24 protein-coding genes are annotated in these 24,100 nt (G+C 65.5%); 11 read left to right on the plus strand and 13 right to left on the minus strand.

The window, feature by feature from the left end; all coding sequences use genetic code 11:
• The first annotated feature begins 27 nt into the window (after positions 1-27).
• Positions 28-2,427: a membrane-bound PQQ-dependent dehydrogenase, glucose/quinate/shikimate family gene (locus CL52_RS04155; RefSeq protein WP_043218709.1), complete on the plus strand. Its 2,400-nt coding sequence runs from the start codon at positions 28-30 to the stop codon at positions 2,425-2,427.
• 411 nt (positions 2,428-2,838) lie between these two features.
• Here the strand turns inward: CL52_RS04155 and CL52_RS04160 are convergent, their stop codons facing one another.
• The 3 genes from CL52_RS04160 to CL52_RS04170 all read right to left on the minus strand — a co-directional run bounded on the left by CL52_RS04160 (position 2,839) and on the right by CL52_RS04170 (position 5,248).
• The gene (locus tag CL52_RS04160) at positions 2,839-3,246 is read right to left on the minus strand and encodes an endonuclease domain-containing protein (RefSeq protein WP_043218712.1); all 408 of its coding nucleotides are present in this window, start codon (positions 3,244-3,246) and stop codon (positions 2,839-2,841) included.
• A 45-nt stretch (positions 3,247-3,291) separates the two neighbouring features.
• On the minus strand, positions 3,292-3,600 hold the full coding sequence (locus CL52_RS04165) for a hypothetical protein (RefSeq protein WP_052264516.1): 309 nt from the start codon (positions 3,598-3,600) through the stop codon (positions 3,292-3,294).
• A gap of 64 nt (positions 3,601-3,664) precedes the next feature.
• Entirely contained in the window at positions 3,665-5,248 is a 1,584-nt protein-coding gene (locus CL52_RS04170; RefSeq protein WP_041103878.1) for a peptide chain release factor 3, read from the minus strand.
• 406 nt (positions 5,249-5,654) lie between these two features.
• Here CL52_RS04170 and CL52_RS04175 point away from each other — a divergent pair, with 406 nt between their 5' ends.
• The gene (locus CL52_RS04175; protein WP_043218715.1) at positions 5,655-6,815 is read left to right on the plus strand and encodes a type III PLP-dependent enzyme; all 1,161 of its coding nucleotides are present in this window, start codon (positions 5,655-5,657) and stop codon (positions 6,813-6,815) included.
• A gap of 43 nt (positions 6,816-6,858) precedes the next feature.
• Here CL52_RS04175 and CL52_RS04180 read toward each other — a convergent pair whose 3' ends face one another.
• A complete protein-coding gene (locus CL52_RS04180) occupies positions 6,859-7,614 on the minus strand; it encodes a tetratricopeptide repeat protein (protein ID WP_043218717.1) in 756 nt (251 codons plus the stop codon).
• Positions 7,607-8,287, minus strand: a complete 681-nt coding sequence (locus CL52_RS04185; RefSeq protein WP_043218718.1) for a Fe2+-dependent dioxygenase — start codon at positions 8,285-8,287, stop codon at positions 7,607-7,609. The genes CL52_RS04180 and CL52_RS04185 overlap by 8 nt, the downstream gene beginning before the upstream one ends.
• Positions 8,288-8,421: 134 nt before the next feature.
• On the opposite strand from CL52_RS04185, the gene CL52_RS04190 reads away from it, so the two are divergent.
• Complete coding sequence (locus tag CL52_RS04190) at positions 8,422-10,701, plus strand: TonB-dependent receptor (protein ID WP_043218719.1); 2,280 nt, start codon at positions 8,422-8,424, stop codon at positions 10,699-10,701.
• 51 nt (positions 10,702-10,752) lie between these two features.
• Here CL52_RS04190 and CL52_RS04195 read toward each other — a convergent pair whose 3' ends face one another.
• The 4 genes from CL52_RS04195 to ytfE all read right to left on the minus strand — a co-directional run bounded on the left by CL52_RS04195 (position 10,753) and on the right by ytfE (position 12,958).
• A complete protein-coding gene (locus CL52_RS04195) occupies positions 10,753-10,944 on the minus strand; it encodes a hypothetical protein (protein ID WP_041103885.1) in 192 nt (63 codons plus the stop codon).
• 66 nt (positions 10,945-11,010) lie between these two features.
• Positions 11,011-11,688 carry a Crp/Fnr family transcriptional regulator gene (locus CL52_RS04200; RefSeq protein WP_041103887.1) on the minus strand — a complete coding sequence of 226 codons (678 nt, stop codon included), beginning with the start codon at positions 11,686-11,688 and terminating at the stop codon, positions 11,011-11,013.
• An 87-nt stretch (positions 11,689-11,775) separates the two neighbouring features.
• Complete coding sequence (locus CL52_RS04205; protein WP_043218722.1) at positions 11,776-12,252, minus strand: hypothetical protein; 477 nt, start codon at positions 12,250-12,252, stop codon at positions 11,776-11,778.
• Between the two features lie 46 nt (positions 12,253-12,298).
• Complete coding sequence (gene ytfE, locus CL52_RS04210; RefSeq protein ID WP_041111288.1) at positions 12,299-12,958, minus strand: iron-sulfur cluster repair protein YtfE; 660 nt, start codon at positions 12,956-12,958, stop codon at positions 12,299-12,301.
• Between the two features lie 146 nt (positions 12,959-13,104).
• On the opposite strand from ytfE, the gene norR reads away from it, so the two are divergent.
• The 5 genes from norR to ubiT all read left to right on the plus strand — a co-directional run bounded on the left by norR (position 13,105) and on the right by ubiT (position 17,477).
• On the plus strand, positions 13,105-14,634 hold the full coding sequence (gene norR / locus CL52_RS04215; protein ID WP_043222937.1) for a nitric oxide reductase transcriptional regulator NorR: 1,530 nt from the start codon (positions 13,105-13,107) through the stop codon (positions 14,632-14,634).
• A gap of 88 nt (positions 14,635-14,722) precedes the next feature.
• On the plus strand, positions 14,723-14,932 hold the full coding sequence (locus CL52_RS04220; RefSeq protein WP_043218723.1) for a hypothetical protein: 210 nt from the start codon (positions 14,723-14,725) through the stop codon (positions 14,930-14,932).
• Positions 14,933-15,088: 156 nt separating this feature from the next.
• A complete protein-coding gene (gene ubiU / locus CL52_RS04225) occupies positions 15,089-16,084 on the plus strand; it encodes a ubiquinone anaerobic biosynthesis protein UbiU (RefSeq protein WP_041111283.1) in 996 nt (331 codons plus the stop codon).
• A gap of 14 nt (positions 16,085-16,098) precedes the next feature.
• Positions 16,099-16,989 carry a U32 family peptidase gene (locus CL52_RS04230; RefSeq protein WP_043218725.1) on the plus strand — a complete coding sequence of 297 codons (891 nt, stop codon included), beginning with the start codon at positions 16,099-16,101 and terminating at the stop codon, positions 16,987-16,989.
• Positions 16,983-17,477, plus strand: coding sequence for a ubiquinone anaerobic biosynthesis accessory factor UbiT (ubiT, locus tag CL52_RS04235; protein WP_041111279.1), 495 nt, complete (start codon positions 16,983-16,985; stop codon positions 17,475-17,477). The genes CL52_RS04230 and ubiT overlap by 7 nt, the downstream gene beginning before the upstream one ends.
• 14 nt (positions 17,478-17,491) lie before the next feature.
• On the opposite strand, the gene CL52_RS04240 is transcribed toward ubiT, so the two are convergent.
• Positions 17,492-17,884, minus strand: a complete 393-nt coding sequence (locus CL52_RS04240; protein ID WP_041111277.1) for a putative zinc-binding protein — start codon at positions 17,882-17,884, stop codon at positions 17,492-17,494.
• Between the two features lie 89 nt (positions 17,885-17,973).
• Positions 17,974-18,651 carry a Crp/Fnr family transcriptional regulator gene (locus CL52_RS04245; protein WP_041111275.1) on the minus strand — a complete coding sequence of 226 codons (678 nt, stop codon included), beginning with the start codon at positions 18,649-18,651 and terminating at the stop codon, positions 17,974-17,976.
• 242 nt (positions 18,652-18,893) lie between these two features.
• On the opposite strand from CL52_RS04245, the gene CL52_RS04250 reads away from it, so the two are divergent.
• The 3 genes from CL52_RS04250 (at position 18,894) to CL52_RS04260 (ending at position 21,821) form a co-directional block, all read left to right on the plus strand.
• Complete coding sequence (locus CL52_RS04250) at positions 18,894-20,897, plus strand: ribonucleoside triphosphate reductase (RefSeq protein ID WP_043222939.1); 2,004 nt, start codon at positions 18,894-18,896, stop codon at positions 20,895-20,897.
• Between the two features lie 76 nt (positions 20,898-20,973).
• Positions 20,974-21,129, plus strand: a complete 156-nt coding sequence (gene nrdD, locus CL52_RS04255) for an anaerobic ribonucleoside-triphosphate reductase (protein WP_003287967.1) — start codon at positions 20,974-20,976, stop codon at positions 21,127-21,129.
• The gene (locus tag CL52_RS04260; protein WP_043218728.1) at positions 21,126-21,821 is read left to right on the plus strand and encodes an anaerobic ribonucleoside-triphosphate reductase activating protein; all 696 of its coding nucleotides are present in this window, start codon (positions 21,126-21,128) and stop codon (positions 21,819-21,821) included. Before nrdD ends, CL52_RS04260 begins: the two co-directional genes overlap by 4 nt.
• A gap of 34 nt (positions 21,822-21,855) precedes the next feature.
• On the opposite strand, the gene CL52_RS04265 is transcribed toward CL52_RS04260, so the two are convergent.
• Positions 21,856-23,229 (minus strand): 4Fe-4S binding protein, encoded by a 1,374-nt coding sequence (locus CL52_RS04265; RefSeq protein ID WP_043218729.1) that lies wholly within the window; start codon positions 23,227-23,229, stop codon positions 21,856-21,858.
• On the minus strand, positions 23,226-24,083 hold the full coding sequence (locus CL52_RS04270; RefSeq protein ID WP_043218731.1) for an FTR1 family iron permease: 858 nt from the start codon (positions 24,081-24,083) through the stop codon (positions 23,226-23,228). The genes CL52_RS04265 and CL52_RS04270 overlap by 4 nt, the downstream gene beginning before the upstream one ends.
• Positions 24,084-24,100: the final 17 nt, after the last annotated feature.

The raw sequence follows: 24,100 nt of genomic DNA on the forward strand, positions 1-24,100 counted from the left end.
TCCAGAACAAGACGGTGGAGGCACTGCATGAGCATCGATCACGGGCCACGGCCCCTGCGAATCACCCTGACGGCCCTGGTGGTGGTGGTGCTGGGCGTGGTGCTGGCTGTAGGCGGCGGCTACCTGGCCACATTGGGCGGATCCTGGTACTACCTGATCGCCGGTGTCGGGCTGCTGCTGGTTGCCGGGTTGCTGTTCGCTCGCCGACGCGCCGCGCTCTGGCTCTACGCCGCGCTGTTGCTCGGGACATTGGCGTGGACGCTGTACGAAGTCCGTTTCGACTGGTGGCAGCTGGCGCCGCGCATAGACCTCTGGTGCATCCTCGGGCTCTGGCTGATCCTGCCTTTCGTCAATCGCCATGTCGGCCGCCGGCGGGTCTGGCGTGACGGTGCCAGTGGCCTGCTTGGCGTGGGCCTGTTGGCCGGCGCGCTGATGGCCGCCTACTCGCTGACGCAGGACTACCACTCGATCGAGGGCCAGTTCAGCGACGCGCAGATGCAAGGCCTTGCCCCGGAAGGCCAGGCCGGCCGTGAGGCCGAAGCATGGACCGCCTACGGTGGCTCTGACCGCGGTAACCGTTACTCACCGGCGGACCTGATCACGCCGCAGAACGTCGGCAAACTGAAGAAGGCCTGGGAGTTCCACACCGGGGACCTGCCGGGGCCGAACGATCCGGGCGAGTTCACCTACGAGGTCACGCCGCTGAAGATCGGCGACAACCTCTACCTCTGCACCCCTCACAGCATCGCCATCGCTGTGGACGCCACCACCGGAGAGGAGCGCTGGCGCTTCGACCCGAACATCAACCGCAAGGCCGAGTATTACCAGCACATGACTTGTCGGGGGCTGGCCTTCCACGATGCGAGCCGCTACGCCGCGAGCCCCGGCGATACCGGGCAGGGAGCGGCGCGTTGCGAGCGCCGCCTGTTCCTGCCGACCAACGACGGCACGCTCGTTGCCCTGGACGCCGACGACGGCAAGCCCTGCGAGGACTTCGGCGATGCCGGCGTGGTGGATCTCAAGGCCGGCCTGGGCGAGGGCGCGCTGGGTGTCTATCTGCCGACTTCGCCACCGGTGGTCACCGAAAGGCTGGTCATCGTCGGCGGTTCGATCACCGACAACGGCGCGGTGGATTCGCCCGGGGGCGTGGTTCGCGCCTACGACGTGCGCAGTGGCGAACTGGTTTGGAACTTCGACCCGGGCAACCCGGACGCCACCGAGCCCCTGCCACCGGGAGAGACCTATACGCGCAGCACGCCGAACTGGTGGACGACGTCGGTGGCCGACGAGTCGCTGGGCCTGGTCTACATTCCCACCGGCAACCAGACGCCCGACCAATGGGCGAAACCGCGCACACCTGAGACGGAGCGCTTCACCGCTACCCTGGTCGCGCTGGAGCTGGCGACCGGAAAGGTGCGTTGGGAATTCCAGACGGTGCACCACGACCTCTGGGACCGCGACCTGCCTTCGCAGCCAACGTTGGTCGACATCGAAGGGCCGCAGGGTGTGGTGCCGGCCATTGTCCAGCCGACCAAGCGTGGTGACCTCTACGTGCTCGACCGGCGCACCGGCGAGCCGATCGTGCCGGTCAAGGAGATCCCCGTTCCGCAGGGCACCGATTACGGCGAATTCACCGCGCCGACCCAGCCCACCTCGGCTTTGAGCTATGCGCCACAGGCACCGCTGCGCGAGCGCGACATGTGGGGTGGCACGCCGCTGGACCAGATGATGTGTCGCATCCAGTTCCGCAAGCTGCGCTATGAAGGTGACTTCACGCCGCCGTCGGAGCAGGGCTCGCTGATCTACCCGGGCAATGTCGGGACCTTCAACTGGCCGTCCGTAGCGGTCGATCCACACCGCCAGCTGTTGTTCGGCGCGCCGAACTACCTGGCCTTCGTCTCGACCATGGTCAAGCGTAGCGAGGTCGCTCCGGATGAGCGCACCGGCGGCGGCGAAACCGGCCTGCAGCCGAACCTGGGCGCGCCCTACATGGTGACGCTCAAGCCCTTCATGTCGGTGATTGGCCTGCCTTGCCAGACGCCGCCGTGGGGGTATGTCACCGCGCTCGACCTGCGCAACATGAAGAAGGTCTGGCTGCACAAGAACGGCACCAGTCGTGACAGCGCGTCTCTGGGGCTGCCTTTCCCAGTAGGTACGCCGGCGCTGGGCGGGCCGATCGTCACCGCGGGCGGGGTGGCCTTCATGAGCGGCACGCTGGACTACTACCTGCGGGCGTATGACCTGAAGACCGGCGAGCAGCTATGGAAGGGCCGCCTGCCCGCAGGTGGCCAGGCCACGCCGATCACCTACGTGTCGGAGAAAAACGGCAAGCAATACGTGGTGCAGATGGCCGGCGGGCATGGTTCGTTCGGGACGGAGATCGGCGACTCTCTGGTCGCCTTTGTGCTGGATGAGGAAGGCGAGTAGGGGGTGGCTGCCTTCGACGAATTTGGTGATGGCCTCGGCGACGTCACCCGCCGAAACTCCGCCCCCTCACCCTAGCCCTCTCCCCGAATGGGAGAGGGGACCGGTTTCGTGCAAGCCGAAACGATCGGTAGCCAGCTTGAGCTCTCATGCTGGTTGGCGGTTGGCGGTTGGCGGTTGGCGGTTGGCGGGCCGATGACTAGGTGGCCGTCTTTCCGGTTGAGATTGCCGCGCTCATCAGGTGCGCTCGATCCAGCGCCTTTGCTCTTTTGCGTGAGCGGGTCGGGTGAGGGGGCGGGTTTCGATCCAGCGCAAAAGCTCAGTCAGACCACCTCAGAAATGCGCAGCCCCGTGAGTCGCTGATCCACGAAGCGGCCTATTTCGTTACATATAAATCAGCATCATCCGGCGCGCTCAATCCAGCTCCCTCGCCCCTTTGGGGAGAGGGTTGGGGTGAGGGGGCCGCGCTTCGACCCAGCGCAATAGCTCGGTCATTACACCGTCGAGATTCTGCAGTACATCCAGATTGCTGAAGCGCAGAACGTCCAGCCCCTGCCGCTTCAAGTAGTCGGTGCGCAGGCGGTCCTTCGCCAGTCCGGCATCGTCATAGTGCTGGCCACCATCGAGTTCGACCACCAGCCGCAGCTCGGCACAATAGAAATCCAGCACATAGGGTGGCCACGGGTGCTGTCGCCGGAACTTGAACCCTGCCAAACCACGATTGCGCAGCTGCCGCCACATTAGGCGCTCGCAATCGGTGAGTTGGTATCGGAGGTGTCGGGCGAACTGGCGTTGTTCGCTGGAGGCTCGCTCATCGGGCATTTCACGATCCCTGTGAATTAACGGGCCGGCTTAGGCAAAAACAGCTCAGCAGGGGCGCCCCTGGTAAGTACGGTTACCGCTGGGCTCCACGCATTGCGGCTCCGTATGCTGCTCCAGGCGTGGAGATTTGTCCCGCAGACTGGACGTCAGGCTGTTCAAGAACTTCGTGGCCTGGGTCTGATCGTCGAAGCGCCGTGCGCCACTCAGTGAACCGGTGTAGCTGCCGTTGCTGGCGGCAAAGCATTGCTGGTAGTTGGCACAGGTCAGGGCGACGACCCAGTAGGGGCTGTTGACCAGAACCCCGGCCTGAGCGGCCGGGGCGATTAAGGCGAGAAGCAGGGCTAGGCGGTACATGATATGGCTCCCGTTGGACGGCCCAACTTAGCCTATCTCTCTTGCGCCGCCTGTGGGGCAGGTCTCAGTGGTGCTCGCGGGTGGCGCGGAATTTCACGTCCGGCCAGCGCTCTTCCATCAGGCTCAGGTTGACCCGGGTCGGCGCCAGGTAGGTGAGGTGGCCACCGCCGTCGACGGCGAGGTTCTCGTAGGCCTTGTCGGTGAATTCCTTGAGCTTCTTCTCGTCGCTGCACTCGATCCAGCGCGCCGACCAGACGTTGATCGCCTCGTAGGCGCACTCGACCTTGTATTCCTCCTTCAACCGGCTGGCGACCACGTCGAACTGCAGCACGCCCACCGCGCCGAGGATGATGTCGTTGTTGCGCTCGGGAAAGAACACCTGGGTGGCGCCTTCCTCGGCCAGTTCCTGCAGGCCCTGGCGCAGCTGCTTGGATTTGAGCGGGTCCTTCAGGCGCACGCGGCGGAACAGTTCCGGGGCGAAGTGCGGGATGCCGGTGAAGCCCAGCACTTCGCCTTCGGTGAAGGTGTCGCCGATCTGGATGGTGCCGTGGTTGTGCAGGCCGATGATGTCACCGGCCCAGGCCTCTTCCAGCATCTCGCGCTCGCTGGAGAAGAAGGTCAGCGCGTCGGCGATCTTGAGGTCCTTCTTCAGCCGCACGTGGCGCATCTTCATGCCCTTCTCGTAACGGCCCGAGCAGATGCGCATGAAGGCGATGCGGTCGCGGTGCTTGGGGTCCATGTTCGCCTGGATCTTGAACACGAAGCCGCTGAACTTCTCTTCCACCGGCTCGACCACCCGCTCGTGGGCGGCGCGCGACAGCGGCATCGGCGCCCAGTCGACGATGGCATCGAGCACCTGGTCGACGCCGAAGTTGCCCAGCGCGGTGCCGAAGAACACCGGTGTCATCTCGCCCTTGAGGAATGCCTGCTCGTCGAACTCGTGGCAGGCACCCTGGACCAGTTCGAGCTGCTCGACGAAATCGTCGTACATGTCGCCCAGGTGCGCGCGGGCCTCGTCGGAGTCGAGCTTGTCGATGACCTTCTGCTCGGTGCGCTCATGGCCGTGGCCCGGCACGTAGACGATGATCTTGTCTTCGCGCAGGTGATACACGCCCTTGAAGTCGCGGTAGCAGCCGATCGGCCAGGTGATCGGCGCGGCCTTGATCTTCAGCACCGCCTCGATCTCGTCGAGCAGTTCGATGGGGTCGCGGATGTCGCGGTCGAGCTTGTTGATGAAACTGACGATGGGCGTATCGCGCAGGCGGCAGACTTCCATCAGGGCGATGGTGCGCGGCTCCACGCCCTTGCCGCCGTCGAGCACCATCAGCGCGCTGTCCACCGCGGTCAGGGTGCGGTAGGTGTCTTCCGAGAAGTCTTCGTGGCCGGGGGTGTCGAGCAGATTGACCATGTGCTCGCGGTAGGGGAACTGCATCACCGAGGTGGTGATGGAGATGCCGCGCTGCTTCTCCATTTCCATCCAGTCGGAGGTGGCGTGACGGTCGGACTTGCGCGACTTCACGGTCCCGGCGACCTCGATCGCCTTGCCCATCAGCAGCAGCTTCTCGGTGATGGTGGTCTTACCCGCGTCGGGGTGGGAAATGATGGCGAAGGTACGGCGCTTCGCGACTTCGGCGGCCTGAGTGGTCATCTGAATAAGGAACCCGTCGACGGAGTAGTCGGTCTGTCAAAAAAGGCGGGGATTATAGCGGCAAACGACAGCGCCTGTGGCCCGCTCGCCCCTTCGCAAAGCCAGGATTTGTGCAGTTTCCAGGACGCTTTGTTGAGTATCGAGAACAACCGCCAGCGGATGGCCGGTCGGGGCGTTTTTTTGGTTGATCTGGGCCCCCCTTGGTCCTAAAGTTCGCGCCCGAACGTCCATGCTGGCAACGATCCATCCGGCTCAAGTACTGACGACGAGAGATCACCCGTGATACTCGGCGACATGCCTTGGGAAGTAGGCGAACCAAAGTGGGGAAACTGATCAGGCGTTCGTGACGGGCCGTATGCGCCCACTCCCTAATTTCGATTCCGTTTCCCGATTTCGGAGCCCTGGCATGATCAAGATCGAAGACTATTACCCTCGCGCCACCTTTCAGAAGATGAAGGCCTTCGCCGACCAGCACGAAACCCCCTTCGTGGTGATCGACACCGAGACCATCAGAAAGGCCTATGACGATCTGCGCGGCAGCTTCGAGTTCGCCAAGATCTACTACGCAGTCAAGGCCAACCCGGCGGTCGAGATCATCGACCTGCTCAAGGACAAGGGTTCGAGCTTCGACATCGCTTCGATCTACGAGCTGGACAAGGTGATGTCCCGCGGCGTCGGCCCGGAGCGCATCAGCTACGGCAACACCATCAAGAAATCCAAGGACATCCGCTACTTCTTCGAGAAGGGCGTGCGCCTGTTCGCCACCGATTCGGAGGCCGACCTGCGCAACATCGCCAAGGCCGCGCCGGGCTCCAAGGTATACGTGCGCATCCTCACCGAAGGCTCGACCACGGCCGACTGGCCGCTGTCGCGCAAGTTCGGCTGCCAGACCGACATGGCCATGGACCTGCTGATTCTCGCCCGCCAGCTGGGCCTGGAGCCCTACGGCATCTCCTTCCACGTCGGCAGCCAGCAGCGCGACATCTCCGTGTGGGATGCGGCGATCGCCAAGGTCAAGGTGATCTTCGAGCGCCTGAAGGAAGAGGACGGCATCGTCCTGAAGATGATCAACATGGGCGGCGGCTTCCCGGCCAACTACATCGCCAAGACCAACGACCTGGAAACCTACGCCGCCGAGATCATCCGCTTCCTCAAGGAAGACTTCGGCGACGAGCTGCCGGAGATCATCCTCGAGCCGGGCCGCTCGCTGATCGCCAACGCCGGCATCCTGGTCAGCGAAGTGGTGCTGGTTTCGCGCAAGTCGCGCACCGCGGTCGAGCGCTGGGTCTACGCCGATGTCGGCAAGTTCAGCGGGCTGATCGAAACCATGGACGAAGCCATCAAGTTCCCGATCTGGACCGAGAAGAAGGGCGAGATGGAAGAAGTGGTGATCGCCGGCCCGACCTGCGACAGCGCCGACATCATGTACGAGAACTACCGCTACGGCCTGCCGCTGAACCTGGCCGCCGGCGACCGCCTGTACTGGTTGTCCACCGGCGCCTACACCACCAGCTACAGCGCGGTGGAGTTCAACGGCTTTCCGCCGCTGAAGGCCTACTACATCTAAGCCGCGCCGCCGGTTGAAGAACGCCCCGCTTGCCGGGGCGTTTTCATGTCCGGGCGCCGCTGGCGAGGGCGGCGCGGCGCGCGGCGTAGGCGGCGACGATATCCTCGAGTTCGGGGAGCGCCGCGGCACGCAGCGCCGTCAGAGCCGTGTCGATGAATTTAAGGTGGCCGTTCGCCAGGGCCAGCTGCAGCCAGTGGCGGGCATCGGCCAGGGCGCCTTGCGCCAGCAGCACCGCGGCGTGGCTGAACTGGCCGCGAAAGTCACCGGCTTCGGCCGAACGTCGGTACCAGGCGCGGGCGGCTGCCGGGTCCGCGGCGACGCCAAGCCCGTCTTCCAGACAGCGCCCGACCAGGTTCATCGACTTGGCGTGGCCAGCCTCGGCGGCCTGCCGGTAGAGGCAGTAGGCCGCCGGCAGATCCTGCGGCACGCCGCGCCCGGTGGCCAGCAGGTTGGCCAGGTTGTAGCAGCCCCAGTCGAGCCCCAGCGCGGCGGCGCGGCGATAGAAGGTCGCCGCCTCGGCGACGTCGGCCCGGCAACCCCAGCCGTGCTCCAGGCAGCGCCCGGCCATGTTGCTCGCCATGGCATGGCCGCGCGCCGCGGCGATGCGAAACCAGCTCAGGGCCAGTCGCGGGTCGGCCTCGATGCCGTGACCATCGAGCAGCAGCTGGGCGAGCAATGCCTGGGCGTGCGCATCGCCCGTGGCGGCGCCGTTCAGCGCCAGGCGTGCCAGGGCCCGGGGTTCGTCGCCAAGGGCACTGATGTCGACGGCCTCGCATCGGCGCAGGCGGTGCTCAAACATCGACCCAGCGGCGCAGCAGGTTGTGGTAGGTGCCGGTCAGTTGCACCAGGGATGGGTGGTCCGGCACATCGGCAGTCAGTTGCTGGATGGCCTGATCCATTTCGTAGAGCAGGGTGCGCTGGGCATCCTCGCGCACCAGGCTCTGGATCCAGAAGAACGAGGCCAGCCGTGCGCCGCGGGTTACCGCTTCGACCTTGTGCAGGCTGGTGCTGGGATAGAGCACCATGTCGCCGGCAGCGAACTTCACCCGCTGCGTGCCATAGGTGTCTTGGATCACCAGCTCGCCGCCGTCGTATTCGTCCGGCTCGCTGAAGAACAGCGTTGCGGACAGGTCGGTGCGCACCCGCTCGGCGCTGTTGCGGACCTGGCGCACCGCATTGTCGATGTGATAGCCGAACTCGCCGCCGGCCGTGTAGCAGTTGAACAGCGGTGGGAACACCTTGTTCGGCAGCGCTGCGGACATGAACTGCGGATGCTGCCAGAGCCGCTGCAACATCGCCTCGCTGATCTCGCGAGCCAGCGGATCGTCCTCGGCCAGCTGCAGGTTGTGTTTGGCGCGCGCCGACTGGTAGCCGGCGGTGACGCGGCCATCGAGCCATTCGGCCGCTTCGAGCGCGGCGCGGATGCGGGCCACCTCTTCTGCAGAAAAGACTTGGGCGATGCGTAGCAGCATGGGCAATACCCCTGCGAGTGATAAAAGTTCGCGTTTGCAGTTCTCAAGCGGGGGCGGAATGTATCAGAATATATTCTCAAACAATATGAATTATCGTTTTGCTTTGCATAACATTCTCAAGGATGCCTTCGTCGATGTCGCGTCAAATCCCGGAACCGAATTCCCCTCGCTTGTTTGCTTCTGCCTTGGGCGCCGCTGTCACTGCCCTGTCGCTTCCTGCTGCCGCCGGTGCCGGTCGGCCCGCCGACGAACCGGTGGCGCTGGATGCCGTGACCGTGGTCGGCGACCATCAGGAGGCCTACAAGGCCGACGAATCGGCATCCAACAAGTACACCGCGCCGCTGCGTGAAACACCGAAGTCGGTCACCGTGATCACCGACCAGGTGATTCGCGACACGGGCTCGCTGAGCCTGGTCGATGCGCTGCGTACCACTTCGGGCATCACCTTTGGTGCCGGCGAAGGTGGCAATCCGGCAGGCGACCGGCCGATCATTCGCGGCTTCAATGCCGAGAGCGACACCTTTATCGACGGCCTGCGCGATGTCGGCTCGCAGACCCGCGAGATCTTCAATATCGAGCGCATCGAAGTGAGCAAGGGGCCGGGCTCGGCCTATACCGGCGCGGGCTCAACCGGCGGCAGCCTCAACCTGATCAGCAAGACCGCGAAGCAGCAGGACTTCGGTGATGCCAGCTTCACCTATGGCTCCGACCAGACGCGCCGTTACACGCTGGACGTCAACCGGGTGCTGGCTGACAACGTCGCCGGGCGCCTGAACCTGCTCAAGCATGAAGCCAACGTGGCTGGGCGCGACGGTGTCGAGGTGCGCCGCTGGGGCGTGGCGCCGACGATTACCTTCGGCTTCGACACACCGACGCGGGCAACGCTGTCCTACTATCATCTGGAAACCGATGACATCCCCGATTACGGACTGCCGTTGACCGATGCCACCGCGCCCGACTCGGCGCGCAAGCCGGTTGCGGTCGACCGTGACAACTTCTACGGGCTGAGCAACCGCGACTACCGCGACAGCACGACCGACGCCGGCACGCTGAAGCTCGAGCACGACCTCAACGACAGCCTGACGCTGCTCAACACCACGCGCGTGGTGCGCACCACGCTCGACTACATCGTCACCACGCCGAACGACTCGAAGACCGGCAACCTGTCGCAGGGCCTGGTCTATCGGGCCCCGAAAAGCCGCAATTCCACGTCCGAGGGCTGGGCCAACCAGACCGATCTCAAGGCACTGTTCGCCACCGGCGCGATCGAGCACAGCCTCGTCACCGGCGTGGAGATCAGTCGAGAGGGCGTTCACAATCGCGCCTACTTCACCAGCCCGGGCACCGCAGGCAGCACGTGCAGCCCGGCGCACGTGAGTAGCGGCGACTGCACCAGCCTGAGCAATCCGGACCATGAGGCGGCGTGGACCGGCAGCATCACCGATAGCAACGCCTTCACCGATACCGATACCGATACCCTGTCGGCCTATATCTTCGACACCTTGAAGTTCGACGAGCGCTGGTCGCTGAACGTCGGGCTGCGTTACGACGACTTCGAAACCCGGGCCAGCGGCGTGACCGTCACGCGCGGTACCAACACCGTCGACGGAACGACCGAGCTGGAGAACAAGAGCCATTTCTGGAGCTATCAGCTGGGCCTGGTGTTCAATCCGCTACCCAATGGCAGCGTCTACGCGGCCTGGTCGACCTCGGCCAACCCGGTGGGTGAAACTGCCGGCGAGGGTGCCAGCAATATCGCCGTGGCGACCGAGGAGCTGACGCCGGAGCGCAACCGCAACTACGAAGTCGGCACCAAATGGGACTTCTTCGACGACCGTCTGGGTGTCACGGCGGCGCTGTTCCGCACCGAGAAGACCAACGCCCGCGTACTCGAAGCCGACGGCACCACGAGCAACATTGGCGAAACCCGCGTCGATGGCTTCGAGCTGGGCCTCAATGGGCAGATCACGCCGAAATGGAATGCCTTTGCCAGCTACACCTATCTCGACGGCGAGATCGTCGAAAGCGGCCGTGTGGATGTCAATGCGCGCCCTGGCAACGGTCCGGCGAATGTCGACTATGTGGTTGGCGGTGCCAACGGCAACGACATCCCGAACACTGCGCAGAACAGCTTCAGCTTCTGGAGCACCTACCAGTTGACGCCGGTGCTGACCGTCGGTGGCGGCGCCAACTATGTGGATTCGCGCTTCGGCGATGTCACCAACAGCGTCGAGGTGCCGTCGTACTGGCGCTACGATGCGATGGCGGCCTATCGCGTGAGCAAGCATCTGGATCTGCAGCTGAACGTGCAGAACCTGACCGACAAGCGCTATTTCGACCAGGTCTACACCAGCCACATGGCCCACGTTGCACCGGGGCGCACGGCGCTATTGAGCACCAACTTCCACTTCTGATCGACGCAGACAAGAAAGGCCGCCCTTGGGCGGCCTTTCTTGCATCTGAAGTCAGGGCATGCTGCGAGGCAGCCAGGCGATCATCACCGCGCAGAACAGCGCCAGGGCGATGCAGAACCACAGGAAGCGCCGTTGACGGCGCGCGCCCGCACCGTCGGCAAGGGCTGGCAGGGGCATGCCGCAATGACGGCACTCGTCTTGCCCCGAGGGGTTGTCCCGTTGACAGTAAAGGCAGGCGGCCATGGTCTGTTTCCTCCGTAGCCGCAGGCTGTCACAGCCCGCGCTATACGCCCCATGACGGGAATCAAGTCACTCGAACTGTTCAAGGCGCTGTCGGTCGAGCACCGTGATCAGTCGGCCTTCCTGGGTGATGATGCCCTCGTCGATCAGGCGGCGGATGATCCGCGAGAAGGTTTCCGGCTGGATCGACAGATGCCCGGCGACCAGCTGCTTGGCCATCGGCAGCTCGAACGCAGTGGCCTCGGCGCGTGCCAGCTGGGTCATCAGGTAGCGCACCACGCGGTGCGTGGCGTTCTTCAGCGACAGCGTTTCGATTTCGTTGAGACGCTGATGCAGGCGCACGCAGAGCTTGCCGAGCAGGGCGAAGGCCAGGCGCTGGTTGGTCTCGAGCAGGCGCATGTACGCGGTATTGGAGAACCGATAGACCTGAGTCGGGCAGACCGCCTGGGCCGAGGCTACGTAGTTGGGCGTGTCCATCAGCATCATCGCCTCGGCGAAGGTCTGCCGGTTGCCGATCACCTCGAAGACCTTTTCCTGTCCGTCCGGCGTCAGGCGGTAAATCTTCACCGCGCCCGAGATGACGAAGTAGAAGGAGTGGGCCGGCTCGCCCTGGTGGAACAGGTTGTCGCCCTTGTCCAGGTTGAGCAGCTGGCTGGAGGCCATCAGTTCGTCGAGCTGCTCCTCGTTGAGCGGCTCGAACAGGTGATGGCTGCGGAGAATCTGGTGATGTACGCGGTGAAGCACCATGCAAGGGCATCCTTTGTTCTAGGTCTGACGAGGCGCGCGTCGCTGACGATAGCACTGCGCGACGCGGTCTTTCGAGTTTGACGGCCGTCAGCGCCAGTGCGGTGCGTCGAACAGCTGCTGATAGCGGGCGAGCGCCGAGCGTGCCTGCCGCAGCGCGGCGTCGCGCGGTGCGCCGGGCCCGCGCAGCCGGTCGGCGGCGCCGAGAAGATTGCCGAGCACGCCGTGCAGCGTCGTGTCGGCGGCTTCGGGCAGGCGACAGTTGGCCACGAGGTAGGCGCCGGCGGCTTCGATTTCACCGGCGAGCACCGCGGCAGCCTGGTCGTCGGGTGCCCTGCCGGCGCTCTGCAGGGCATCGCGGACCCGGCTCATGCCCTCGCGCAGCGCCGCATCGGTCGCATGCCCGGCGCTGACCGGCAGAGCCTCCTGCGCGCTGTGCAGGTGATGAGGTGCGGCGGTCGCGGCGGCTGCCATCGGGGTGGCCAGGCTCAGTGCCAGCGCGCTGGCGGCCGCCAATATCGAGGCCAGGGTCACGCCCCAGGCGAGCGGTTGGATCAGATGCTTCATCGGACGGCTCTCCTGGCCAGGCGGCGTGGTGCGCCGCCTGGCTCGGTTACTGCTGGGCACCGGCGAACAGGATGTTGTTCTCCAGGTGGATGTGCTGCATGAGATCGTCACGCAGTTCTTCCAGGCCGCGATACAGCGCGCGCCAGGTGTTGCAGGCATGCGCCGGCGGGGTGATGTCGTTGGTCAGCAGTGCCAGCTGAGCCAGCGCATTGCCATGCTGGTCGTGTTCGTAGCGCATCACCGAGATCGGACCATCGGTCTGCGGGGTGCGCATGCCGCGCTGCAGCATGGGGAACAGCACCTGTTCCTCCTTGAGCATGTGGCTCTCGAGTTCCTGCTGCATGCACCAGAGGTGTTCGGCCAGCCCGTTGGGGCATTCGGGCTTGCTGCCGTGGACCTGCTCGACGCGGCTGGCGAGGCGGATCAGCTCCGGCAGCTGATCGCGGTGGCGCTCATGAAAGCGCGCGAGGATATGCTCGATCAGTTCGCCGGAACTGACCTGGCGCCAATCCGGGCCCTGCTGGGTGTCGCCCAGCGCGGCGAGTTCGTTGGCGATCTGCTCGGCATCCAGGCCGAGGCTGCTGGCGGCTTCGCGTAGCGGGACGTTGCCGCCGCAGCAAAAGTCGAGATGGTACTGGCGCAATACCCGGGTGGCGCCGGGAATCGAGCAGGCCAGGGTCCCCAGGGTTTCATCGATCAGGTTCATGGCAATTTCCTGTGAGAGGTTGCGGCTACCAACGCAACCGGCATGCCATGTGTAACCCTTTGATAAAACAGGCTATTCCAGCTCGTGCTGGTGAACATTACCGTCTTCGGGTAGGGTTCTTGTCACCGTTCAAGGTAGTAATGACCATGATGGAAGAAGCCCTACTCGCGGACCTGATCACCGAACTGCCCAACGCCGTGCGGTTGCAGCGGCTCGTGCACACGCTGCAACAGCGCTTTCGCTGCGGTGCGGTCGTACTGTTGCGCCTGGACGACGACAGCCTGCGCCCATTGGCGGCCACCGGGTTGGTGCAGGAGGCCCTCGGCCGGCGCTTTGTGGTCGCGCAGCATCCGCGCCTGGCGGCAATTCTCTCGCAGCGTGAACCGACCTGGTTCGAACCCGACAGCCGCTTGCCCGATCCCTACGACGGCCTGCTCGACGAGCACGTCGGTGAGCCGTTGCCGGTGCACGACTGCATGGGCGTCAGTCTGTTCGTCGAGGGCAAGCTGTGGGGCGCGCTGACGCTCGATGCACTGCATGCCGGGACCTTCGACGATGCCGCCCGCCTGGACCTGCAGCGCTACACGCTGATGATCGAGGCGGCCGTGCGGGTGACCCGCCTCGAACACGAGAACCGCGGCCTGCGCCTGGCGCGCAGCGATGTCTCCGACAGCAGCTTCGACCCGGGGGAGAGCGAGATCCTCGGGCAGAGCGAGGCGATTCGCGGTCTGCTGCGCGAGCTGCAGGTGGTTGCCGACTCCGAATTGCCGGTGCTGCTGCTCGGCGAGACGGGCGTGGGCAAGGAGATGTTCGCGCGCTGGCTGCACCGCCATTCGCGGCGGCGCAACAAGCCGTTGGTGCACGTCAACTGCGCGGCGCTGCCCGAGTCGCTTGCCGAGAGCGAACTGTTCGGCCATGTAAAGGGGGCGTTCTCCGGCGCCACCACCGATCGCCCGGGGCGTTTCGATGCGGCCAACGGCGGCACGCTGCTGCTCGACGAAGTCGGCGAGCTGCCGCTGACGGTGCAGGCCAAGCTGCTGCGCACCCTGCAGAACGGCGAGATCCAGCGCCTGGGTGCGGACAAGCCGCGTCAGGTTGACGTGCGGATCATCGCGGCGACCAACCGCAACCTGCGCGATAGCGTGCGCGACGGCCTGTTTCGCGCCGACCTCTATCACCGGCTGTCGGTCTACCCGGCGCCGATCCCGCCGCTGCGCGAGCGCGGCAATGACGTGCTGATCCTCGCCGGGCATTTCCTCGAACTGAATCGGGCACGCCTGGGCCTGCGAAGCGTGCGCCTGTCGCCGGCGGCCGAGCGCGCACTGCTGGGCTATGGCTGGCCGGGCAACGTGCGCGAACTCGAGCATGTGATCAGTCGCGCGGCCCTGCGTCTGCTCAGCCGCGGCGCCTCGCGCAGCGAGATCCTCACCCTCGAGGCGGACATGCTGGACCTCGACAGCCATGTGCTGCCGAGCCTGGCGGTGGCCACCGAGCCGGCTGCACCCGAGCCTGGTGACACTGTGCTGCCGCTGCGCCAGACGGTCGATGACAGCCAGCGTCGAGCCATCGTGCGGGCGCTCGAGCTGTGCGGGGAGAACTGGGCGAAGGCTGCGCGGCTGCTCGATGTCGACCCGAGCAACCTGCACAAGCTGGCGCGGCGGCTGAAGCTCAAGTAGGCGCGCTCGTCGGCCCGCTGGCCTGGGCGGCGACTCCCGGCGCGCCGTGGTGGTCTATCTTCAATCTGCAACCTGCGAGGAGAACACCATGGCGCTGGACCGGAACGAATTCGAAGCGCTGCTCGACCAGGCGCGCGCGCATGCCGAGCTGGCGGTCAGCCAGGCCGACCCGCTGCACTACCGCGATGCCTTCGAAGCAAGCCTCAAGGCCATGCGCCTGCTGGCCGAGGAATCCGGCGCCTGGCGCCAGATGGTCGCCCGTGCCACCGAGGAATTCGAGGGCGACGAGGGCGTCTGAGCCCGTCGCGAGCCTGCCGTGGCGGGCCGTTCAACCTTGACCCCTATCAATGCTGGCGCCGAGCCGGCTCCCTAGACTGCCCGCTGTTTGCCATCAGCCGGGCGACGCTTGCGTCTGTCGCACGGCGCGCCCGTTTCCATACGTCTAGGAGTTGCCATGCACCTGGTCTGCCCGGCAGGAAGCCTGCCCGCGCTCAAGGCCGCCGTCCAGCAGGGCGCCGATGCCATCTACGTTGGCTTTCGTGACGACACCAATGCGCGTCATTTCGCCGGCCTCAATCTCGACGACAAGCAGCTCGACAAAGGCCTGCAGCTGATCCGCGAGAAAGGCCGCCAGCTCTATGTGGCGGTCAATACCTATGCCCAGCCGGAGGGCTGGTCGCGTTGGCAGCGCGCCGTCGATCAGGCCGCCGACCTGGGCGTGGATGCCTTGATCGCGGCCGATGCCGGCGTGCTCGGCTACGCCAGCAAGCGGCATCCGCAGCTGAAACTGCACCTGTCGGTACAGGGCTCGGCAACCAATGCCGCCGCGCTGGGTTTCTTCCAGGAACGCTACGGCATCAGCCGGGCGGTGCTGCCGCGGGTACTGTCGCTCAAACAGGTCAAGCAGGTCGCAGCGAGCAGCCCGGTGCCGATCGAAGTCTTTGCTTTTGGCAGCCTGTGCATCATGGCCGAGGGCCGCTGCCACCTTTCGTCCTACCTCACTGGCGAGTCGCCGAACCTATGCGGCGTATGCTCGCCGGCCAAGGCGGTGCGCTGGAGCGACGAGGCCGAGGGGCTGACCTCCCGCCTGAACAATGTGCTCATCGACCGCTACGCCGAAGGCGAGTCGGCCGGCTACCCGACGTTGTGCAAAGGGCGTTTCATGGTCAATGGCAAGCGCTTCCATGCGCTCGAGGAGCCGACCAGCCTGAATACCCTGGACCTCATTCCCGAACTGGCCGCCATCGGCGTCACGGCGATGAAGATCGAGGGTCGCCAGCGCAGCCCGGCCTATGTCGAGCAGGTCACCCGCGTCTGGCGCGCCGCGCTGGACAGCTACCTCAAGGCACCGCAGCGCTATGCGGTACAGCCGGCCTGGCGCGAGGTGCTCGACGGGCTTTCCGAGGGCTCGCAGACCACGCTGGGCGCCTACCACCGCGCCTGGCAATAAACGAGGACACCACCATGAAACTAGCTCTCGGCCCCGTGCTGTTCTACTGGGATCGACAGAAGACCCACGACTTCTACGCCAGCATGGCCGATCAGCCGCTGGACGTGATGTACCTGGGCGAAACGGTGTGCTCCAAGCGCCGAGCGATGATGCTCGATGACTGGCTCGGCCTGGCGCGCGACCTGGCCGAGGCCTCGCGCGCGCAGCTGGTGCTCTCCGGCCTGACGTTGGTCGAGGCGGCCTCCGAACTCTCCGCCTTGCGCCGGTTGTGCGACAACGGCGAGCTGCTGGTCGAGGCCAACGACATGGGCGCCGTGCAGTACCTGGCGAGCAAGAAGCTGCCCTTCGTCGGCGGACCGGCACTCAACATCTACAACGGCCATGCGTTGGGCGAGTTGGTGGCCAGCGGCATGATCCGCTGGGTTCCGCCGGTCGAGGCTTCCGGGCAGCTGATCGAAAGCGCGCTGCGCCAGGCCGATGAGCTCGGCGTGCAGCGGCCGGAGGTGGAGATCTTCGCCTATGGCCATCTGCCGCTGGCCTATTCGGCGCGCTGTTTCACCGCGCGCGCCGAGAATCGGCCGAAGGACGATTGCCAGTTCTGCTGTCAGAACTACCCGGAAGGCATCCCGTTGCTCAGCCAGGAGAACGAACCGTTGTTCACCATCAACGGCATCCAGACGATGTCCGCCTCGGTCAGCAACCTGCTGGCCGATTATCCGGCGCTGGTCCAGGCCGGCGCCGACCTGCTGCGCTTGAGCCCGCGGGCCGAAGGCATGGAGCAGGTCATCGCCGCCTTCGATAGCGTGCGCCAGGGCGGGCTGCCGCCACTCGCGGTGGACGGCTGCAACGGCTACTGGCATGGCCAGCCGGGCATGCTGCGTGCCGAGGAGGCCGGGCTATGCTGAAGCCGCGCACGCATCTGGTAAACCTCGGTAGCCGCCTGCTGCCCCTGGCGGCAAAGACGCCGTTCCTGCTCCAGCGTCTGGCGCTGGAGCGCAGCCTCAATCAGGTTTTCGCCGAGGCCCTGGCCGACGGCGCATTCGACGTGCTGGACGCACGCTGGATGAAGCTGGAGGTCTGCGATCTTGGTCTGGCCTGGTGCCTCACCTGCGCCAACGGCCGGTTGCGGATCGCCGAGCATGCGCCGGTGGAAGTGAGCATCCGCGGCAATTGGCGCGAATTCCTCCTGCTCGCCAGTCGCCAGGAGGACCCGGACACGCTGTTCTTCCGCCGTCGGCTGATCATCGAAGGTGATACCGAGCTGGGCCTGGCGATCAAGAATCTGATCGACAGCCTGGACCCCGATACCCTGCCGGGCTGGCTGTGGAAGATGCTGCAGGGCGCCGGCGAAGAGGTCGCAGCGGCCGGCCGGGCCCAGCCAGCCGGTACCTGACAGGGGTCAGTTGTTCAGCAAGCCAGCGGCCGGGGGCGCATGCGGTCGCTGGCGATGATCGCCTTCATGTCCTCGAACAGCGCGCCGACTTCCTCTTCGCTGCAATCCTGACGATAGCGCTTGCGTAGCCCGTAGCGGCTGAGCGTGACGTGCACATCCGGGGTGACGCCGTGCTGCGCCAGGCAGGCTCGCGCGCAGTGCAGCGGGCAGCCGTCGATGGCCAGGATGCGCCGGCCGGAGTTGGCTTTCCTGACCAGCGCCTCCACCCGTCCGCCAACGCCGGCAATGCAGGACATTTCCGCCAGCCCGGCGCGGTCGAGGCGAACCGCGAGGGTATTGGCCATCTGTGCGACGTTCGAGCAGCCCGAGCAGGAATACACCAGCGGTCCGTTGTTTGGCGTGGTCATGAGCACTCCCGATGCGTTGGCGAGGAGGGGGCAGTATCCGCATGCGGGCGGCCGGCGTGCATGACTGCAGTCAAGAACGGGCCGGCGCGTTACTCGTCGTGTGCAGCGAGGGTATTCGCGTCGAGGATCTCGATGCGCCGACGCTCCACGGATATGGTGCCGGCCTCTACCAGGCGATGAAGGATGCGCGAGAAGGTTTCCGGCTGGATACCGAGCTTGGAGGCGACCAGGCGTTTGGGCACGTCGAGGGTCACCACGCCGTCGCGCTCGCCGGCGGACTGCAGCAGGAAGCGCACCACCCGCCGGCTGGCGTTGGCCATCGTCAGGGTGTCGATCTCGACCATGCGCTGGTGCAGGCGCACGCTGAGGGTGGCGAGAATCTCCAGGCAGATGCCAGGCTGCTCTTCGAGGATGCGTCGGTAATGCGGGCCGTTGAGGCTGACCGCCAGGCTCGCTTTCAGCGCCGTGGCGCTGACCGGGTAATAGGGCGTGCCGCGAAACAGCAGGGCTTCGGCAAAGGAATCGCCGGCGCGCATCACCTCGACGAGCTTTTCCTGGCCGTCGCAGACCACCCGATGCAGCTTTACCTGACCGCTGAACAGATAGTAGAAGCGGTCTGCCTTGTCGCCCTGGTGGAACAGGGTGGCACCGGCCGGTAGCCGCTTGAGATTTGCCAGCGCGCAGACCTCCTGCATGGCGGCATCCGGTAGCCGGCTGAACAGGTGGTGGCTGCGCAGCGCGGTGATGAGGGACATTTCGGTAAGCATCGGTCCTCCCGGCGCACGAGATGCAGTTGATCCAGGGGCATGCTAGGAGGCTCGGCGGCTCGGCTTCCTTGACGCTGGACAAGTAAGCCGGCTGCGCCGATCTGTCGCGTTAAAAAAATTTCCAGCATCCGCAGCAAATTGACGGTCATCAATTTATCTGCGGCCTATCTTCCTACCATGCACAGCATCTTGTGTTTTCTGAATGAACAGCAACTAGATGTTGTGAGGAGCGAGGGGTGGACATGACTGTCGGAAAGGCACCGACGCGGCTGCGCAAACGCGATGGCAGGGACATGCCGTTCAGTACGGAGAAGATCGCGCGCGCGATTGCCGCCGCGGGCAGGAGTACCGGGGAGTTCTCCGAGCAGGCCGCCGCGACGCTGGCCGAAGCGGTAGCACAGCAGCTGAGCGGCGAACCGCATGTCGAAATCGAGCAGGTTCAGGACCGCGTCGAACGAGCACTGATGGCGGCGGGGTACTTCGACACGGCGCGCGCCTACATCGTCTACCGCGAGCGCCATGCGCGCCTGCGTCGTGATAAGAAGGCGGTGGTGGATGTCGCGGCCTCGATGAACGAATACCTCTCGCGCGAAGACTGGCGCGTACGGGCCAACGCCAACCAGGGCTATTCACTGGGTGGGCTGATCCTCAACGTGTCGGGCAAGGTCACCGCCAACTACTGGCTGGACGAGGTCTACAGCCCGGAGATCGGCACGGCGCACCGCGAAGGCGATCTGCATATCCACGACCTGGACATGCTCGCCGGCTACTGCGCGGGCTGGTCACTGCGCACGCTGCTTACCGAGGGCTTCAACGGCATTCCCGGACGGGTCGAGGCGGGCCCGCCGAAGCACCTGTCCAGCGCCCTGGGGCAGATGGTCAACTTCCTCGGCACGCTGCAGAACGAGTGGGCCGGCGCCCAGGCGTTCAGCAGCTTCGATACCTATCTCGCGCCGTTCGTGCGCAAGGACCAGCTTGGTTTCGATGAGGTGCGCCAGGCGATCCAGGAGTTCATCTACAACCTCAACGTGCCGTCGCGTTGGGGCACGCAAACGCCGTTCACCAACCTCACCTTCGACTGGGTCTGCCCGGAGGACCTGCGCGAGCAGATCCCCTATATCGGCGGCGAGGAAATGCCCTTCGCCTACGGCGAGCTGCAGGCGGAGATGGAGTTGATCAACCGCGCCTATATCGAAGTCATGCAGGCCGGCGACGGCCTCGGCCGCGTGTTCACCTTCCCGATTCCGACCTACAACATCACCCACGACTTCCCTTGGGACAGCGACAACGCCGAGCGCCTGTTCGAGATGACCGCGCGCTACGGGCTGCCGTACTTCCAGAACTTCCTCAACTCGGACATGCAGCCCAACCAGGTGCGTTCCATGTGCTGCCGCCTGCAGCTGGACGTGCGCGAGCTGCTCAAGCGTGGCGGCGGGCTGTTCGGCTCGGCCGAGCAGACCGGTTCGCTGGGCGTGGTGACGATCAACTGCGCGCGGCTGGGTTACCTCTATCGCGGCGACAAGGCGGCCCTGCTCCAGCAGCTGGATCGCCTGCTGGAGATGGCGCGGCAGAGCCTGGAGGTCAAGCGCAAGGTCATCCAGCAGCATATGGATGCCGGGCTCTACCCGTACACCAAGCGCTACCTCGGCACCCTGCGCAATCACTTCTCAACCATCGGCGTGAACGGCCTGCACGAGATGCTGCGCAACTTCACCGATGACGCCGAGGGGCTGCACAGCGAGGCGGGGCGGCAGCTGGCGATCGAGGTGCTCGATCACGTGCGGGCGCGGCTGGTGCAGTTCCAGGAAGACACCGGGAACCTCTACAACCTCGAGGCGACGCCGGCCGAGGGCACCACCTATCGCTTCGCCAAGGAAGACCGCAAGCGTTTCCCGGACATCCTCCAGGCGGGCACGGCCGAGGCGCCGTACTACACCAACTCATCGCAGCTGCCGGTGGGTTTCACCGACGACCCGTTCGAGGCCCTGGCGCTGCAGGACGAACTGCAGTGCAAGTACACCGGCGGCACGGTGCTGCACCTGTACATGGCCGAGCAGATTTCTTCGGCCGAGGCCTGCAAGAAGCTGGTGCGCAATGCGCTGTCGCGCTTCCGCCTGCCCTATCTGACGGTGACGCCGACCTTCTCGATCTGCCCGGTGCACGGTTATCTCGCTGGCGAGCACGAGTTCTGCCCGAAATGCGATGAGGTGCTGCTGCAGCAGGCCGAAGCGGCCCGGGCCGTCTGAGCTGCGACCCCATGCCCCGCAGCTCCGCACAGTGCGGCGCTGCATACTCACACCCCAGCAAGTAAGGAGAAGCAACATGAGCCAAGCCAGCCAACTACCCCAGGACCAGCGCCAGCGTTGCGAAGTCTGGACCCGCGTGATGGGCTATCACCGCCCGGTCGCTGCCTTCAATCCGGGCAAGCAGTCCGAGCATCGCGAGCGCCTGCACTTCACTGAAGCGGCGGCGCGGTGACCGCAGCACTTCGCGTCGGGGGGCTGGTCCCCCTGACCACGCTGGACTTTCCCGACCATCTGGCCTGCGTGCTGTTCTGCCAGGGCTGCGGCTGGCGCTGTCGCTACTGCCACAACCCGCAGCTGATTCCTGCCTGCGGCAGCGAGGAAAAGCCCTGGTCGGAGATTCTCGGCTTTCTCGAGCAGCGCGTCGGCCTGCTCGAGGCGGTAGTGTTCAGCGGCGGCGAGCCCACCCTGCAGACCGCGCTACCCGAGGCCATCGCCCAGGTGCGGGCACTGGGCTACAAGGTCGGCCTGCACAGCGCCGGCATCAAGCCGAAGCTGTTCGCCAACATCCTGCGGCTGGTGGACTGGGTCGGTTTCGACGTCAAGGCGCTACCCGAGCACAGCACGGCGATCACCGGCGTGGATGGCAGCGGCAAGGCCAACTGGAAGAGTCTTGAGCATCTGCTTGAAAGTGGCGTCGAGCACGAATGCCGGACCACCGTGCACTGGCAGCTGTTCGATGCTGACAGCCTGTGGGATTTGGCCCAGCGTCTGCGTCGGCTGGGTGTCGAACGCTTCGCCGTGCAGTGCGTGCGCACCGCGCGCATGCTCGACGAAGACCTCGCCGAGAGCCGTGCACCCTACGACCAGCAGCGCCTGTGGGAACGCCTGGATCGGCTATTCCCGACCTTCGTGTTGCGCGGCTGATCGCCGGCGTTGATCGCGAGGTCAGCAGGTGCCCTCAGCTCCAGCCCCAGAACTGCAGATACCAACCAAAGCCGACCAGTGCGCAGGCGGCGATGACCGGCGCGAAGGCGAGGAGTCGACGCAGGCCGTGGCCGCCGCGCACGCTGATGACCTTCCAGGCCAGAAGCAGACTCCAGGCGATGGCCCCGAACAGCAGCGCCGCGCGTGCCGGCTGCGCCCAGTCCAGGGCCAAGCCTTCGTAGCGCAGGAGCTTGACCGTCGTTGCGGACAGCCCCAGGAACAGGCCCGCACCGCCCAGCGGCGTCAGCGCCAGGGCCAGGTGCTCGAACACGTCGCCGCCGCGGCCCATGAGCCAGGTCGCACCGCGCAAGAGCAGCCAGAGCGCCGAGCCGATCAGCAGCGAACAACCGAAGATGTAGAGCAGGATGACCGTGCCGTCGAGCCAGGTGAAGGCATCGTTGACCTGCGGATAATGCGTCAACAGCCACCAGGGGGCATTGGCTTCCAGTGGCCAGAAGATATCGCGCTCGACCAGCCATTCCGCGAGCGCCTGCTTGAGGGTGATGAACCAGGGGCTGACCGTCCACTGGAACGCGCCCATCGCCAGGCCGATCATGCCGAACAGCAGCAGCGTGCTGTCCCAGTGGCTGCGCGATTGCGAGCCGACGATGAGGATCTCTTCGTTCGGTGAGCGCGCGCTGAGCTGGACCGCGCCACGCTGCCCGCTGCAGCGGCCGCAGGCATGACATTCGCTATTGCCGCGCATGCGGCGGATGTCGATCAGTGGGGCGCAGTTGGGCGTAGCCAGGTGCGGCGGCTGATTTTCCAGCCAGCGCTGCTCGTCGACCTTGTAGTGCAGCGGCGCCAGCCGCGAGAGCAGGCTGAACACGCCGCTGACGGGGCATAGATGGCGGCACCAGACGCGCTTGCCGCGTCCATAGAGAAAACCCACGACCATGGCTGCGACCGTCGAACCCCCGAGGATCAACAGCGCCGCCTGGGCGTAGTCGTAGACGCTGATCAACTGCCCGTAGACAGTCGTGAGCACAAAGGCGACGGTGGGCCAGCCGCTCCAGCGGATCCAGCGTGGCGTGCCCCGGCCCAGGCCCTTCCAGCTGATCCACTCGCTGAGCGAGCCCTCCGGGCAGAGCACGCCGCACCAGAGTCGGCCGAAAAAGATCATCGACAGCAGGACGAATGGCCACCAAAGGCCCCAGAAGACGAACTGCGCGAACAGGGTCAGGTCATCCAGCATTCGTGCCTGCGAGGGTGGCAGGCTGAGAAACGCCGGCAGCACCAGCAGCACTACGTAGAAACCGACCACGATCCATTGCACGGTGCGAATCAGGCTGGCATGACGGCGCATCCCGTCGCCGAGTCGTGCCAGCAGGGGTGTCGCGCTGTTCATGCCGGCTCCGCGGCCAGCGAGCGCTGCGGGCGGGGGCGCAGCCACAGCCAGACTGCCAGCCAGTAGAGGGCCATGGTCAGCACGGCGGCGAGCGAAGGCATCGCGCGATAGCCGGTAAGCCCGGCGAGCGTGCTGCCCAGGGTGCTGCCGTCATCGAGCAGGGCAGAGGTGTCCCAGAGAGGGTCACCTAGGAAGCCATAGACCTGCTCGGGCAGCTCCATGCCCATCAGCTGGCCGGCGAAGCGATCCAGGCCAGCCATCAGCAGGGCGCCGCCCAGCAGCAGGAGCAGTACCTCGCTGACCTGGAAGAAACGCCGCCAGCTGAAGAAGCGGCTGCCAGCCTGCAGCAGGCCATAGGTGAGCAGGGCCAGGGCGAAGCCCAGCAGGCCACCGATGACGAAGCCGGTGAGGTCCTGGCCTTGTTGCTGGTTGCCGATGCCATAAAGGAACACCACGGTCTCGCTGCCCTCGCGGCCGACCGCCAGCATCGCCAGCACGGCGAGGCCGATACCGTTGCCCTGGCTGAGCCGCTCGGCGGCGGTGTTCTGCAGGCTGGCCTTCAGCGTGCGCCCGTGCTGGTGCATCCAGCCGACCATGTGCAGGATCAGCAGGCTGGCCGTGACCAGCATGGCGCACTGAAACCACTCGCCGGCACTACCGGCCAGCCACTCGCCGGCCTGCAGCACTCCCCAGGCCAGCAGCAGGGCCAGGCCAAGGCCCCCGGCTACGCCGCTCCAGAGCATGCGCAGTGCGCCGCCTGCCGCCGGCTGCTGGCGCAGCCAGGCATGCAGGATGCCGATGACCAGCAGGGCCTCGACGCTTTCGCGCCAGACGATGAACAGGGATTGGCCCATGGTTGTCTCCTTGCAGG

It is taken from the genome of Stutzerimonas balearica DSM 6083 (genome assembly GCF_000818015.1).
Lineage (GTDB): Bacteria > Pseudomonadota > Gammaproteobacteria > Pseudomonadales > Pseudomonadaceae > Stutzerimonas > Stutzerimonas balearica.